Source organism: Thermococcus sp. (assembly GCF_015523185.1).
GTDB lineage: Archaea > Methanobacteriota_B > Thermococci > Thermococcales > Thermococcaceae > Thermococcus.
Genome location: NZ_WAKV01000067.1, coordinates 1 through 13,263 on the forward strand (window position 1 = coordinate 1; position 13,263 = coordinate 13,263).

Sequence of the window (13,263 nt, forward strand, 5' to 3'; positions counted from 1 at the left end):
CTCCTTCTCGTTCTTCTCAAGATTGGTGGCGAGCATCTGAATCCTTTCGACGCCGTGGATTTCCTTTATGAACTCGGCAACGCTTTTGGGAACCAGCTCCTCCCAAGGCTCGCCCTCAACCATGCGCCGCCGTATCTCGGTCGCCGAGAGGATGTCCTTCCTGAACATGGGCTGGACGATAACTTCGTAGCCCTTCTCGCGGAATAGCTGTGCTACCAAAGAGTTGCCGGTGAAGACGACGTCAAACCTGGGAACCATACTGACAACGTAGGTCGCCCATATGGCGTTGAAGTTGATGTCCGGGAGCGGGATGAGGTAGTAGCGCTTGTTTACACCAGCCTCATCCAAAGCCCTTATCAGCATCTCCATCCTCTCGCTCGTCGTGAATGGGTTTTTCAGCGTGTGGCTGGCCTGTGCGCTCCCAATGCCGATTATCACCTCGTCAACCTGCGAAAAAACGAACTCGAGGGCCTTAATGTGGCCGTTGTGCACAGGCTGGAACCTTCCAACGAAGAGACCGCGTTTAACCATCGGTTTCACCTCCAAGGATGTTTTCAACAACCTCGATAAATGCCTCTGCCTTCGGGATAATGGTCTCAACATCCTCAGGCTCCGGGGAGAAGCCAACGTCGTACTGGCCCTGATACCCCAGGTCCCTCACGTAATCGAGGTATCTCACCCATTTAACCTCCATGATCCCGGGCTTTACGTAGAACTCCCTAAGATAGGCCGAGATGTAGGCGTGACTTTTCTCCCTCCACCCATCTCTGAATAGAAGTGTCCTCGCGGCGTGGAAGAAGGTAAGGTAAGCCATTACAAGGGCACCGTTGTGAATGCCCATGTCCAGGTTCTTTCTTGCAGATTCCAAGAAGGAGCGAGCCTTGGCAAGGATGAGCCTTCCAAGTTCAGGTTGTGGTTCAATTCTTCTAAGATAGCTCCTTCTAACGCGCTCTTCAAAGTCCATCAACGTCCCCCCATAACACCAGCGATGAAAGTTTGATGCTCCAGTAAAGATAGGGATTCTCCTTTTTGAGCCGGGCCAGTTTATCCCTTGTAAGGACAAGAAGGTCAACTTCCCTCCCGAGGGCTTTTTCAAGCTTTTCCTGGAACTCCATGATTTTGAGAGGGTCACTCTCTTCCACAAAAATCCAAGCGTCAACGTCACTGTCCCTTCCGTTTTCACCCCTGGCAAAGCTTCCATAAACCCCCAAAGCAAGTATCCAGTCCTCCCTAAGCGGTAGCAGAGCCTCCCTCAGAGTCCAGAAGTTAAGGAACCTCTTAAGTTCTCTCAGCTCGGGACCCCTAGATAGGTAGAACTTCCGCCCCCGTTTGTGGATTATACCCACTTTCACCAGCTCTCGAAAGTATGTGGAGACCAATCCCTTGCTGAGGTTTAGAGCCAAGGCAACCTCCTCCGGCCCAAACTCTTCCATCTCGAGTATATACTCGAGAATTCTCTCACGGTTTTCGGTTGATGCAAGTCTATGGATCATGGATTATCCTCTCGTTCAAAATTTTTGAACCTTTCGTTCAGGATTTTTGAACGAGCCTCACCCTGACCTCGTCCCCGACCTTCAGGTTAAGCCTTTCGCTCGCGCTACCCCTGTTTACCGCTATCTCAAGGTAGTCGTGGCTTCCGGGCAAAGCGAGGAGCTCACCGGGTCTAACCTGGCCGTAGGTATCGAGATATGGAATTCTAAGGCCTAAATCTGGAAGCTCAACGGATTTCGGCCTTTCATAGTTTTCAAGGTTCAGGATAACGTTCCCGAAGTCGTCAACGTAGATTACCCTGAGTAACCAGAGGTCACCTTCCCTTCTCGGTTCCAAATCGAGCTTAACGAGGGAATCGAGGGGAATCTCGCGAGCAAACTCCTCGGGAGAAACACCCATATCGATGAGTGCGCCGGCTGGACCAAAGACGTCCCTCCCGTGGAAGGTCGAGCTTATCCTCCACCCCGTGAAGCGTTTAATCCTTTCGAGGTCTATCTCCCAGGCTTTCCTAGCGTTTATGTACTTGAAGGGAAGCGTTGCGAGGCCATTATCTGGCACGACAAGCCACTGGTCACCCTCAATGACCACCGCCCTCCTCTCGGTCCCGACACCCGGGTCTATAACTCCAACGTGAACGGTTCCGGGAGGCGAGTACTTGACAACCTGCTCCATAACGAAGGAGCCTTCTATTATTGAGTGCCTCGTTACGGCGTGGGTGACATCGACAAGCTCCGCCCTGGGGTTGACTCTAAGCATTGCAACTTTCATCTCCCCCACGTAAGGGCCCCTGAGCCCGAAGTCCGTTGTGAGCGTTATCATCGCCACCACCCAAAGTTTAATTAACTGGTATACTTTAAAGGGTTTGGAGATGAAGGTGAGAAAAACAGCCGTACTTCTGGCACTTGCGTTCATAGTCTTTGCATCGGGTTGCCTCGTAAAGCCACCAGCAAAGGTTACATTTTCGATAGACAAAACGGTTGTACCACCTGGAGGAACGTTCCACATAATAGTAAATGTCAACAACACAGGAAAGGTCGGGCTGGTGGGAGCAAACTTGATTATCAGCAATCCCAACTTTCAGATAGTCCAAGAGCCGAGGTTTCCATCTATTCTGAAGGTTGGTCAATCGACTCAGCTCGTGTGGATAATCAGGGCCCCTCCAAAGCCGGGAATATACACACTTCAGGTTTCACTGGAGCTCAGGGATGAACTCAAGAGGACGTGGACCGGCTTTTACGGTCACTTCAGGATAACCGTCTCAAACGAGGAAAACGTTCCCATAAAGATGTTTTTAAATGTAACAGCACCTAAGAGAGTCTTTGGTGGAAAAGAGATACCCGTAACCGTTAGGATAACAAACGAATATAGTGAGAACATCGAAGTTCTAAACATAAGCTTTATGCCTCTGCCGGGAATGAACATCACGGGAGTTCCAACCCCTCCGAAGATTATCCCGGCCAATCAGAACGTGACCTTGAGATACACCTTTAGAGCACCCTATGCATATCGCGATGGGTTTGTATCAATCCTCCTCAAGTACCGCATCGGAACTGTGGAAAAGAACATTGCCAAGAGCTTTAGAATTACTGTTATATGGCAACCGTGGAACGCAAATACTGAAGACCTGAAAAGGGCTTACGGCGAAAACTACGTCTGGCTAACCTACACACACGTAGTTGACAAGTACTGGGAGGAGAAATACAACTCGAGCTCCGCCTTCAACGCCACCGCCTTCAAACCGGCCACGCTAACGATAATAGGAAACGCAAGTTCCGAATACCAGGCGGCCCTTGAGATATACAAGTGGATTAAAGCAGTATACAACTTCACAGCCAACACGACAACCATAACTCCAAAGGAACTCCTGAGAATGGAGTCAATAAGCCCTAGAGAAGCACAGGTACTTATAACAGCAATGCTCAGGTCAATAGATATCCCAGCAAGAATCGTGAGTCTCTACGACGGACGGGACTGCACCCTTCGTCCAATTACAGAATTCTACACCGAAGACGGCTGGTATGTCATTGATTTTAGGCATGGTTTTATAGGAACCCTAGACGAGTACCTAGCAAGTCCTTACTTCCCGAGGGTCTATCAGCTCGTAACGAGCAGGGGTTACCGTCTCATGGCCCTTAAATACGGGTCCAAGCTTCACAGCCACGTTGATGTTACCGCCCAGTTCACGAGCAACCTTGAGGACAGACTTATGAATGTGATTATAAACCGTGTAAACCCGCCTCTCCGTTCAAAACTCGACCTTATCCTCAACGGTCTGAACGAGCAGGAAAAACTCTATGCACTCTTCCTTTTTGCCTCCGCACCCAACAATGCCGAGCTTAACAAAGTTCTTTCTGAGTGGAGCGTTGATAGAATCCAGAAAAACATAAAAGTCATGTACGAGTTCTACAGGGACGTGTCATGGCGCGATGATTTCACATACTACTGGAGGGTTTTCACGGGTGAGGTGTGATGATAGCTGTGCTTAGACTCGGCCACAGACCGGAGAGGGACAAGAGAATCACCACCCACGTCGCTTTGACGGCGAGGGCCTTCGGAGCCGAGAAGATAATAGTCGCCGCCGAGAAGGACGAACACGTTAGGGAGAGCGTTGAAGACGTTGTAAAACGCTGGGGAGGGCCCTTTGAGATAGAGTTCAACCCCAGCTGGAAGAAAATCCTCAGGGAGTGGCGCGAGAAAGGGGTAATCGTTCACCTGACGATGTACGGAATTCACGTTGACGACGCGATGCCCAGACTGAAGGAAGAGCTCAAAGAGGGGAAGGACATTCTGGTTGTTGTCGGTGCCGAAAAGGTGCCGAGGGAAGTCTACGAGCTGGCCCACTACAACGTTGCAATAGGAAACCAGCCCCACAGCGAAGTTGCCGCGCTGGCGGTCTTCCTCGACAGGCTCCTTGAGGGCGAAGGCCTGAGGAAGGAGTTTAAAGGGGCAAAGCTCAGGATAATCCCACAGGAGAGGGGGAAGAAGGTAATCCAGCTCGATGAGGGGAGCTAAATGGTCCTCAACAGGTACCGCGAGAACGTTAAGGGTTATCTTGAGGCGATAGTTAAGCCCCTCGCAAAAGCAGGACTGACACCAAACGCAGTTACGGTGATAGGGCTTATACTCAGCCTTTTCTCGGCATACCTCTACTACCTCCGCGAGCCGAGGTTGGCAGGTTTAGTCCTTCTAATCGGGTCCCTTGTTGATGCCCTCGACGGAACGCTGGCGAGATTAACTGGAAAAACCAGCCGTTTTGGTGCCTTCTTGGATTCGACCTTTGACAGGATAAGCGACGGAGCGATACTGTTTGGAATCGCCCTCGGTTCCCTTGTGGACTGGAGAGTTGCTTTTTTAACCTTCATGGGGAGCTATTTGGTGAGCTACGAGCGTTGCAGGGCAGAGTTGGCTGGCTCTGGAAAACTGGCGGTTGGCATAGCAGAGAGGGCCGAGAGGCTGATAATCCTGATGGTCTTCTCATTCCTTGGGGTTAGATACGTTGAGTACGGTGTCTACATAGTCGGAATCCTCGCGTGGATAACGGTCGTTCAGAGGTTCTATGTAGCCTATCAAAGGCTGAAGTGAAAAAGAGGGGGATGACGAGAATTTCGCTAGGCGAGGTCTGCCGATGAAGAGCCCTGCCGTTTCCGACCCCTACTCAATCAAACCTTTAACTATCTCAACAACATCGCTCAGCTTTGAAACGACGAAGTCGCAGTTGGCCCATAGCTTTCTCTTTTCACCCTTCGGGTCGAGGAGGACGCTGAGCATTCCAACGTTTTTGGCTCCAACACAGTCCTTGGCAGGATTATCACCCACGTAAAGGGCTTCCTCCGGCTTTACCCCCGCCTTTTCGAGTGCCAGAAGAAAGGACCTTGGGTGGGGCTTGAAGTAGCCGGCCTCTTCGCTCGTCGTTATGCTGTCGAAGAACTCGTAAATCCCAAGGGCCTTCAAATGGGCCATGATGTAGTCGTTGTCCGAGTCAGTTATGATTCCGACGTGGAGACCCAGTTCCTTCAGGGCCTTAATCGTTTTGACGGCATCGGGGAAGAGTCTGCCGTAGCGGGCGTGCATCTCGAGGCTTATCTCCCAGAATTCCTCAGGAACGGTGAAGCCGTAGCGCTCGGCGACACGCCTTAAGGCCTCTGTGTCAACCTCCCGGATTTTTTTCGCCTCCTTTCCGGCCAGCTCGCTGAAGAGCTTTGAGCTCTCCTCTTCATAGACATCCCAGACCTCCTTGGCGTCGAGCTCTGCCCCGACCCTTCTGAGAACCTCGCGGATTATGTTGAGGTGCGTTACGTTTTCCCCTTCCTTCGTTATCAGGGTCCCGACGAAGTCGAAGAACACGGCCTTCATAACCACCACCGCTCTGGATTCGGGAGGGGCGTTAAAACACTTCCCGCCATAGAGACGAATGCAGGTCTAAAATCCTTCGGGGATTTGGAGGTTTGACGGAAAAAATTGAGAAAGACTTTTATCGGGGAGAAACCCTTTTCCCACTAGGAGGTGGGAAAAATCGAGGCAATACTCCTCGTATGGGGAGTTAGGGACGAAGTCCTTGAAAAAATTCCAGTAAAGGGACACTGGCTCTACGGCGAGTACGACTTCATAGCCAAGGTCGACTTCGCGAGTGAGGACGAACTCAAGGAGTTCGAGAAGACCCTGAGGAGGTTAATCAACGGAAACACCTTCAAGCTCATGCCCGTTAAGCTCTCGGCAGTTAAGAGAGAAGTTAATGGCGAGGAGACGGTAGCGTTCCTCGAAAGCGTTAAAGCTTTGGCCCCATGATTCCTCTCTTTTTAAGCTCCTCATAGGCTCTCCTGAGAGCTTCCCTTATGAGGTAGCGCTTGTTCAATCCCCCAAGTTTGTAGGCCGCTTTTCTAAGGCTTCCCGTCTTGAGGAATAGCTCTACGAGCTTTCTGTCTTCCTCTGGGAGGTCAAGGTATTTGAGGGCCTTCTCGGCTATCTCCACCGGAAGGTTCCCCTCATAGGCGTAGTCGGAACTCATCACTGGTTTATCAAACTTCTCCACGAGGCGGAAAACGATAACGTGTGCTCTCGAATCATCGTTCACCCATTTGTAGTGTTCCTTTAAGGCGTTGATTAACTCCTCCCTGCTGGGGAACCCGTCGAGAAAAGCGTCCTCATCGGTGAGCTCTTTGACCGTCTTGCTCTCAACCCTTTCGATTACGGCCCTACCTATGGCGTAGCCACCTGCGTGGATTAGAACCTCATCCCCCTCCTTGAGGTTGGGCCTCCTGCCGAGCCTGACGGTTGCCCTCTTTTTTCCCTTCAGTATGGCATCGGCATAGCGACCGTCGAACTCAAGGTGCTTCATCTCCCCTCACCGATGAGCTTGAACTTGATGGCTATAACACCGTAGCGGTTCTCCTTCCACTTGGGGTAGAGGTTGTGGAACCTCTTTACCGCCCTCTCAAAGCTGGGTTCATCCGGAAAGATTTTCTTTATCGGTTCCTCCCTCAGAACCTGACGAAACGTCTCGTAGCGCTTGACCTGGGTCACCACAGCCGGAATCGAGTCGTTGAAAATAATCTTGTCCCCGGGCTGAATTTTTCTGAGCTGGGGATAGGCTACCCGCACCTCAATCCTCTTTTGGCCGGACTTTATGAAGTCCAGGTATTCATCCCTCACGAAGAGCCGGTAAACCTTCATCTTCACTCCCGGAAAGAGTTCGGGGAAACTTTTAAAGCCTTTGGGCCGTAACCCTATTGGGAGGAACCATGAGAAGGGCTCAAACGGCTATTGAATACCTTTTCATGCTCGCCGCGGTTCTAGTCCTAGTACTGATTGCGGCTAGAGTCATCATGAATTCAATAAATTCCCTCAACAAGAGCCTCGGTAACTACGTTGATAAAACTAGAAAAGAACTCCTTGAAAACCTGTGAGGTGGAAGCATGGAAGTCATACCTCTTCTGGCGGGCCTAGTTATGGGTTTCGTTACCTCTTACACCGACCTGAAGACTGGCTTCATCTTCGACAACCACGTCTCGGTTCTGTTGGCACTCATAGGTAAGTTGCTCGGGTGGGATGAAGGCGATGAAGAGGTGAACCTCCCGGGCTGGCTCGTTAAACTGCCGGTCCCGGCCGTTGAAATCGGAATACTGTATTATCTCTACAAAGGCCTGAGTGAAGGAAATCTCCTGGTTGCCATTTCGGGTATTATAGCCCTCTTCGTGGGTCTGGTTCTCGGCCTGTTTCTGTTCTACATAGGAGCATGGGCAAGCGGTGATGCCATAATTCTCGCCGGATTTTCAGCCCTCTTGCCCTATCCTCCTAACACGGCTAAGATAACCGCGCCTTACTACATCTATTACCCCCTCTATCCCATGGCAATCCTCCTCAACGGCCTCATCGCGGTGTTTCCGTTCATATTCATCTACGCCTTCGGCCTTATACTGCTGAGAAGGCAGTATTCAGAACTCAAGGAGATATTCGTCTCCGGAGCGGGCATTACCGTCGAGCTTTCCCTCTGGATTATAGGGGCCATTGGTGTTCGGGTTATCCTCGAAAAGGGTCTCGGTCTCCAGTTGAACCCCATAGCCGGCTGGCTCCTCGCGATAGTTCTCATAACGGTCTTCGGAAAGCTTAGGAAAATCGGGGACGTTGTTGGAGCCCTTGCCCTGGCCTATCTCATCTACCTCTCGCCGATGAGCGCGGTTTTTGCCTTCGTAAAGCTCCTCGCGTTTCTCTACGCCTTCAAGGTCTTCCTGGCTCTCGTCAGGTTCATAAGGCGAAACGTCCTCATCGAGGAGGTTCCCGTTGAAGAGCTCAGGGAGTGGGACATACTGGGTGAGACAATCTTCGAGAAAGACGGAGAGGTAAAACGTGACAGAACGGACCCCTTCGAGAGGCTCAAGGTCGCGCTCATGAACGCCGATTTATCAATCCTCAAGCCGGGCTATGAAAAAGTCATCGCATCACCAACGGCCGAAGGCCTGACGAAGGAGCAGATTGAGAAACTAAGGAGGCTTGTCGCTGAGGGAAGACTTGAGAACAGGTTTTTGAGGAAGAAAGCTATGCCCTTCGCTCCGGCAATATTCCTGGGTTTCTTGATAAGCTACTTCGTCGGCGACATATTCTGGTGGCTCGAGCTCAAGATGATAGGCCTTTAATGTTTTAAGGTCTTATCCAGAAACATCTCATGGCCCGGCGCCCGCCCTCCCTGGGGAATCGTGAACCGGGGGTTCCGGCCGGGCCGACAGGGGGATGACGAGCTTTTGCTTTGCTGAGGCATGATGACCACGCCCTTCACCGACCCCCAATCAAGCCTTCGACTATCTCCCGAACTTCTCTCAGGCTCTCGACGACGTGGTCGCCCTCAACACCCTCGTGCGGGTTTATAGCTATCGCCACATCCGCTTCTCTGAACATGCTGAGGTCGTTAAAGCCATCGCCAACGGCCACCGTCAGTTCCGGCTTGAGTTGCTCCTTTAGTTGTCTCAGGATTACCCCTTTGCCCTCGAAGTCCACCCTTGGTATTACCCCCACAACCTTACCGTCTTCAAAGACCAGCTCGTTCGCGAAGACGTAATCAGCCTTTAGCTCTCTCGCAACCCTTCCCGCGAGGCACATGAGACCGCTCGACAGGAGGGCTATTTTGAAACCGTTCTCGCGCAAAAACTCCACCAGCTCAAAGGCGTGGTCGTTATATTCAACCGAGTTCGCCCACTCAAGGATTTCTTTTCTTCTTCTGCCGAGCCAAAGAGATGCATCAAGCTCGGCCCACTTAGCGTAGTCAATCTTCCCGGTAAAGAAGAGTTTAGCATACTCCTTTCCCTTCTCCCACGTGCCGAACCTCTTGTGGAGTTCAACCCAGCTTGAGCGCGCCTTTACGAGCGTCCCCTCAACGTCAAACGCTATGAGCCTCATTCTATCACCAGGTTATAAAAGGGAGGGGAACTTAAAAGCCTACTCCTTCCAGCCATATTCACCTATGAGCGGAACGAAAGCCACTCCCCCATGGTTTTTAACCTTAATTGAACCGTCCTCACGCTTGATTACTTCAAGCAAGTTCTGCCAGAGATGATAGCTCCCAACTGGGATTATGAGCTTTCCTCCAGGCTTGAGCTGTTCAACCAGAGGCTTCGGTATGTCGGGGGCTCCAGCGGTAACGATTATTCTGTCGTACGGCGCTTTGGGAGGAAACCCTCTACTGCCATCACTGAGAATCACGTGGACGTTCTTAACCCCAGCCCGCTCAAGGTTTCTCCTCGCGAATTCAGCCAGCTCGGGAATTCTCTCGATGGTGTAGATATCTCTCTTAACGAGCTCAGCTATTAAGGAAGCGTTCCACCCGCTTCCAGTTCCTATTTCAAGAACGTTCATACCGGGCTTTAGGTCGGCCAGCTCGAGCATTATGGCAACCATATGGGGAGCACTTATCGTTTGTCCAGCAGGAATCGGCAACGGCTCGTCCAGATGGGCATACTTTTTATACCGTTCCTCCACAAAGAGGTAGCGTGGGAACTTGAGAAACGCCCGCCTTACGGCCTCGCTCCTGATGATGCCTTCCCTGACAAGGTTTTCAACGGTTCTATTCCATAGATACCTCAGCTTCTTTTCATCGAACATGGAGAACAGTCAGCTCATGATAATTTAAGGATTGTGAGAAAGTTAGTGGCCGGCGGCGTTCCCGGTTTCCCGCCCCCTCTCGGAGGGCAGTACACCCGGGAACGCTGGCGGGCTTAACTTCCGGGGTCGAAACGAGACCGGGTGTAACCCCGCCGCTATGACCGCCGTGCCGTTACATACCTGCCAGGGCGGGTTTATAAATTTTGCGGTACTCTGCATGAAAAACTGTGTTCCCCATGAAGTCGCAGGATTATGACGTGGAACGGGGAAAACATTATAATCGGTTCATTGGACTTAACCTGAGTGGTTTAAGTGAAGAGTCTGTTGCTTGCTGGACAAGTTCTCAGCCTGACGGCTAAGGTTATCGTTGCCTTCTTCCTGTTCCGGGCGTATAGGGTATCGGGGAGACTATCTTCATTTCATTTGGGAGTGGGCTGGGTTATCTCGGCTATCGTTGTTCTTATGGACGTCCTTAGAATGGAGGCCTTTGTCGTTGTTTTTTATGCACTCTTTTCTTCGATTCTCTTCTATGGCTCGTTGCTTTTCTTAATCGAAGAAGGTCAAATTGCATTTAAAAGACCGTGGATTCTGGGTTTGACACCATTCTTTGGGGCCTTCTACGGGCTCCTCTTGGGTAACACTTGGGAATCAAGAGTGGGAATCCCCTATGGCATTGCGGCTTTCTACGTGTTTCTAGCTGGTATTATGATATCCTCCACGGAGAGAAACTTCCCAACCGCCAGAAATGCTGGTATAGCACTCGCGCTCTTCGGTCTTCACGAGATGGACTATCCCGTTCTGAGAGGTGTGGAGTGGTTTGCCCCTATCGGCTTTACCCTTGGGGCAATCTTAACGGTTCTGTCTGCGTATTTAATGGCCAGAATGGTGCTCTCCGAGAGGTTCATACGGAAGAAGCCCAAAATAACGGTTGAGCCGGGTATAAGGCTCATTACAAGCGATGATTACCGGAACGTTATTGAATCACTTAAAGAATACCCTGTTCTGGCCTTCCTGAGGAAGCCCGTTGAGTTCCCCACCTGGACCGTTTACATGATAACGGCCGTTGGCGGCGAGATGAAGGTTCACCCTACGAACCTTCCGAGGATTAGTGAGCTCGTGAGCAGATACCTCAAGGAGGCCAGTTCGCGTGGAATCACCGGCGTTGTTGTACTCGATGGCCTTGAGTTCCTCGTTACTTATAATGGCCTTCAGCCGGTTCTTAAGTTCCTGGCAACCCTCAGGGACATGGCATTCGTTAATAACGCCCTACTTGTAGTTGTTCTTGACGAGGGCTCTTGGGACGAAAGGGAGCGTGCCATGCTGAGAAGAATCTTCGAGTAAACGGAAGTTTAATAACGAACCTTGAAGAGACCACAGACAGGTGTGACCCATGGGACTGCTTGAGGACAAGGCCCTCGTCGAGGCGGCTCTTTTTGTTGCTGGAAGGCCCCTCAGCGTAAAGGAACTCTCAAGGACCCTCGGAATAAAATCCCTCGATTACCTTGAAAAATTAATCGAGCTCATAGCGGCAGAATACGCAGAGAGAAAGAGCGCGATTGAGGTTGTTAGGGTTCTCGGAGACAAATACGTTATGCAGGTCAAACAGGAGTACAGCCAGCGGGTAATCCACCTGATGCCAAGGCCGGACTTAAGGACAGGAGAACTGAAAACGCTTGCACTTATAGCTTACCTCCAGCCGATTGAACAGAGCAAGATAATAAAGCTCCGCGGGAGTCAGGCTTACGAGCACATAAGGAAGCTAACGGAGATGGGTCTAATCTATGCGGAACCCTACGAGAGAACGAAGCTTCTCGGGACGACTCAAAAGTTCGCCGAGCTCTACGGCTTCCCCGAAAACGACCCGGTTATAATCAAGGAGGCCTTTAAGAAGGTCGTCCACGCCGAGTACAGCGACCTCATAGCAAAGCTCGAGGGCAAAAATAGTGACGACTCCAAAACTGGAGAAGAAAGTTCTGGAACTGAATAAACTTATAAGTCTTTCAGTTGCCCTTTTTTCTCAATAGGGCAGAAATAATGTCCATTCTCGGCTAAAGAAGTCAGTAACAAAAAGTTTAAATACTCGAAATGATGATTACCATCAAGGTGAGTGGTATGGTAGGCCTTACAAAGGAGCAAATTATCAACAGGATTATCCGCCACAGGGGTCTTTCAAAGGAGGAGGTAGAGAGAAAAATCCGGGAACTGGCTAAAACCCACGGGATTTCCGAACACGCCGCGGCCGTAATGCTCGCGGAGGAGATGGGAATCAAACTAGAGGAGGGTGAGGAGTTACTTCATATAGCTGACCTTGTCCCGGGAATGAGTAACGTCAACATCGTTGCAAGGGTCCTCAGGAAGTTTCCGCCGAGGGAGTACACTAAGAGGGACGGCTCAACGGGTAGGGTTGCGAACCTCGTAATCTACGACTCAACAGGCCAGGCGAGGCTCGTCCTATGGGACAACTTCGTGAGCAAATACTACGACGAACTCAGTCCCGGAGATGTCATCAAGGTCATAGACCCCCTCGTTAAGGAGGGTATGAGGGGAATAGAGCTTCACGCCAACTTCAGAACGAGGATTATTAAAAACCCGGAAGACCCCCGCGTTGAGGAGATACCTCCCCTTGAAGAGGTCAGAACATACAACTACAGGAGGATGAAGATTAGGGACTTAGAAGGCAACGAGCGCTTCGTCGAGCTGAGGGGGACGATAGCGAGGCTCTACCGCGTTGTAACCTATGAGTCCTGTCCCGAGTGTAGGAGAAAGGTTGACTACGACCCGGCGAGTGAGACCTGGGTCTGTCCTGAACACGGCCCAGTTGAGCCGGTGAAGATGGTCGTCCTCGACTTCGGCCTTGATGATTCTACCGGCTACATCAGGGTTACCCTCTTTGGCGACGAGGCGAGCGAGCTACTCGGCGAAAGTCCAGAGGAGATAGACGAGAAACTCAAGAAACTAATCGAGGAGGGTCTGACGATAAGGGAAGCCGGCAGGAAGCTCGCGGAGGAAACCTACTACCCGCTCCTCGGGAAGGAGATAATCGTCAGGGGCAACGTTACCGAAGATAAGTTCCTCGGAACTCTCCTAAAGGCGAGGACATGGGAGGAAGTTGATGAAAGGCGTGAGATTGAACTCGCGAGGAGGGAACTCAGGGAAGTTTTGAAAGCCCTCGGTGGTGAGTGA

Annotated in this window: 18 protein-coding genes and 1 rRNA gene; 9 read left to right on the plus strand and 10 right to left on the minus strand. The window is 51.2% G+C overall.

Going from position 1 to position 13,263, the window contains the following annotated elements; all coding sequences use genetic code 11:
* The 4 genes from F7B33_RS07755 to F7B33_RS07770 form a co-directional block, all read right to left on the minus strand.
* A partial coding sequence (locus F7B33_RS07755) for a nicotinamide-nucleotide adenylyltransferase (RefSeq protein WP_297074033.1) occupies positions 1-531 on the minus strand: 531 nt, incomplete at its 3' end.
* Positions 524-964 carry a HEPN domain-containing protein gene (locus F7B33_RS07760; protein ID WP_297063555.1) on the minus strand — a complete coding sequence of 147 codons (441 nt, stop codon included), beginning with the start codon at positions 962-964 and terminating at the stop codon, positions 524-526. The genes F7B33_RS07755 and F7B33_RS07760, both read right to left, overlap by 8 nt.
* Complete coding sequence (locus tag F7B33_RS07765) at positions 954-1,493, minus strand: nucleotidyltransferase domain-containing protein (protein WP_297063557.1); 540 nt, start codon at positions 1,491-1,493, stop codon at positions 954-956. Before F7B33_RS07765 ends, F7B33_RS07760 begins: the two co-directional genes overlap by 11 nt.
* Before the next feature lie 37 nt (positions 1,494-1,530).
* Positions 1,531-2,310, minus strand: a complete 780-nt coding sequence (locus tag F7B33_RS07770; protein ID WP_297063571.1) for an S-adenosyl-l-methionine hydroxide adenosyltransferase family protein — start codon at positions 2,308-2,310, stop codon at positions 1,531-1,533.
* 49 nt (positions 2,311-2,359) lie between these two features.
* Here F7B33_RS07770 and F7B33_RS07775 point away from each other — a divergent pair, with 49 nt between their 5' ends.
* From F7B33_RS07775 to pgsA, 3 genes are read left to right on the plus strand one after another with little or no spacing between them, the layout of a single operon-like run.
* Positions 2,360-3,961 carry a transglutaminase-like domain-containing protein gene (locus tag F7B33_RS07775; RefSeq protein WP_297074075.1) on the plus strand — a complete coding sequence of 534 codons (1,602 nt, stop codon included), beginning with the start codon at positions 2,360-2,362 and terminating at the stop codon, positions 3,959-3,961.
* Entirely contained in the window at positions 3,961-4,503 is a 543-nt protein-coding gene (locus F7B33_RS07780) for a tRNA (cytidine(56)-2'-O)-methyltransferase (RefSeq protein WP_297063561.1), read from the plus strand. Before F7B33_RS07775 ends, F7B33_RS07780 begins: the two co-directional genes overlap by 1 nt.
* Entirely contained in the window at positions 4,504-5,073 is a 570-nt protein-coding gene (gene pgsA, locus F7B33_RS07785; RefSeq protein ID WP_297074034.1) for an archaetidylinositol phosphate synthase, read from the plus strand.
* Between the two features lie 69 nt (positions 5,074-5,142).
* Here pgsA and F7B33_RS07790 read toward each other — a convergent pair whose 3' ends face one another.
* Complete coding sequence (locus F7B33_RS07790) at positions 5,143-5,844, minus strand: TIGR02253 family HAD-type hydrolase (RefSeq protein WP_297074076.1); 702 nt, start codon at positions 5,842-5,844, stop codon at positions 5,143-5,145.
* A 150-nt stretch (positions 5,845-5,994) separates the two neighbouring features.
* On the opposite strand from F7B33_RS07790, the gene F7B33_RS07795 reads away from it, so the two are divergent.
* On the plus strand, positions 5,995-6,276 hold the full coding sequence (locus F7B33_RS07795) for a hypothetical protein (RefSeq protein ID WP_297063565.1): 282 nt from the start codon (positions 5,995-5,997) through the stop codon (positions 6,274-6,276).
* Here F7B33_RS07795 and F7B33_RS07800 read toward each other — a convergent pair.
* Together F7B33_RS07800 and F7B33_RS07805 are read right to left on the minus strand one after the other, a co-directional pair.
* Positions 6,257-6,826: an ASCH domain-containing protein gene (locus F7B33_RS07800; protein ID WP_297074036.1), complete on the minus strand. Its 570-nt coding sequence runs from the start codon at positions 6,824-6,826 to the stop codon at positions 6,257-6,259. The two genes, F7B33_RS07795 and F7B33_RS07800, sit on opposite strands and share 20 nt — an antisense overlap.
* A complete protein-coding gene (locus F7B33_RS07805; protein ID WP_297063576.1) occupies positions 6,823-7,161 on the minus strand; it encodes an ASCH domain-containing protein in 339 nt (112 codons plus the stop codon). Before F7B33_RS07805 ends, F7B33_RS07800 begins: the two co-directional genes overlap by 4 nt.
* Before the next feature lie 68 nt (positions 7,162-7,229).
* On the opposite strand from F7B33_RS07805, the gene F7B33_RS07810 reads away from it, so the two are divergent.
* Together F7B33_RS07810 and F7B33_RS07815 are read left to right on the plus strand one after the other, a co-directional pair.
* On the plus strand, positions 7,230-7,394 hold the full coding sequence (locus F7B33_RS07810) for a class III signal peptide-containing protein (protein WP_297062888.1): 165 nt from the start codon (positions 7,230-7,232) through the stop codon (positions 7,392-7,394).
* A 9-nt stretch (positions 7,395-7,403) separates the two neighbouring features.
* Positions 7,404-8,621: an A24 family peptidase C-terminal domain-containing protein gene (locus tag F7B33_RS07815; RefSeq protein WP_297062890.1), complete on the plus strand. Its 1,218-nt coding sequence runs from the start codon at positions 7,404-7,406 to the stop codon at positions 8,619-8,621.
* Positions 8,622-8,757: 136 nt separating this feature from the next.
* Here F7B33_RS07815 and F7B33_RS07820 read toward each other — a convergent pair whose 3' ends face one another.
* The 3 genes from F7B33_RS07820 to rrf form a co-directional block, all read right to left on the minus strand.
* Entirely contained in the window at positions 8,758-9,378 is a 621-nt protein-coding gene (locus tag F7B33_RS07820; protein ID WP_297074037.1) for an HAD-IB family phosphatase, read from the minus strand.
* 39 nt (positions 9,379-9,417) lie between these two features.
* Entirely contained in the window at positions 9,418-10,080 is a 663-nt protein-coding gene (locus F7B33_RS07825; RefSeq protein WP_297074039.1) for a protein-L-isoaspartate(D-aspartate) O-methyltransferase, read from the minus strand.
* 47 nt (positions 10,081-10,127) lie between these two features.
* Positions 10,128-10,249: ribosomal RNA gene (gene rrf, locus F7B33_RS07830) — 5S ribosomal RNA — on the minus strand.
* A 143-nt stretch (positions 10,250-10,392) separates the two neighbouring features.
* Here rrf and F7B33_RS07835 point away from each other — a divergent pair.
* The 3 genes from F7B33_RS07835 (at position 10,393) to F7B33_RS07845 (ending at position 13,263) form a co-directional block, all read left to right on the plus strand.
* The gene (locus F7B33_RS07835; RefSeq protein ID WP_297074040.1) at positions 10,393-11,421 is read left to right on the plus strand and encodes a DUF835 domain-containing protein; all 1,029 of its coding nucleotides are present in this window, start codon (positions 10,393-10,395) and stop codon (positions 11,419-11,421) included.
* A gap of 49 nt (positions 11,422-11,470) precedes the next feature.
* Entirely contained in the window at positions 11,471-12,067 is a 597-nt protein-coding gene (scpB, locus tag F7B33_RS07840) for an SMC-Scp complex subunit ScpB (RefSeq protein ID WP_297074041.1), read from the plus strand.
* A 125-nt stretch (positions 12,068-12,192) separates the two neighbouring features.
* Complete coding sequence (locus F7B33_RS07845) at positions 12,193-13,263, plus strand: OB-fold nucleic acid binding domain-containing protein (protein ID WP_297074078.1); 1,071 nt, start codon at positions 12,193-12,195, stop codon at positions 13,261-13,263.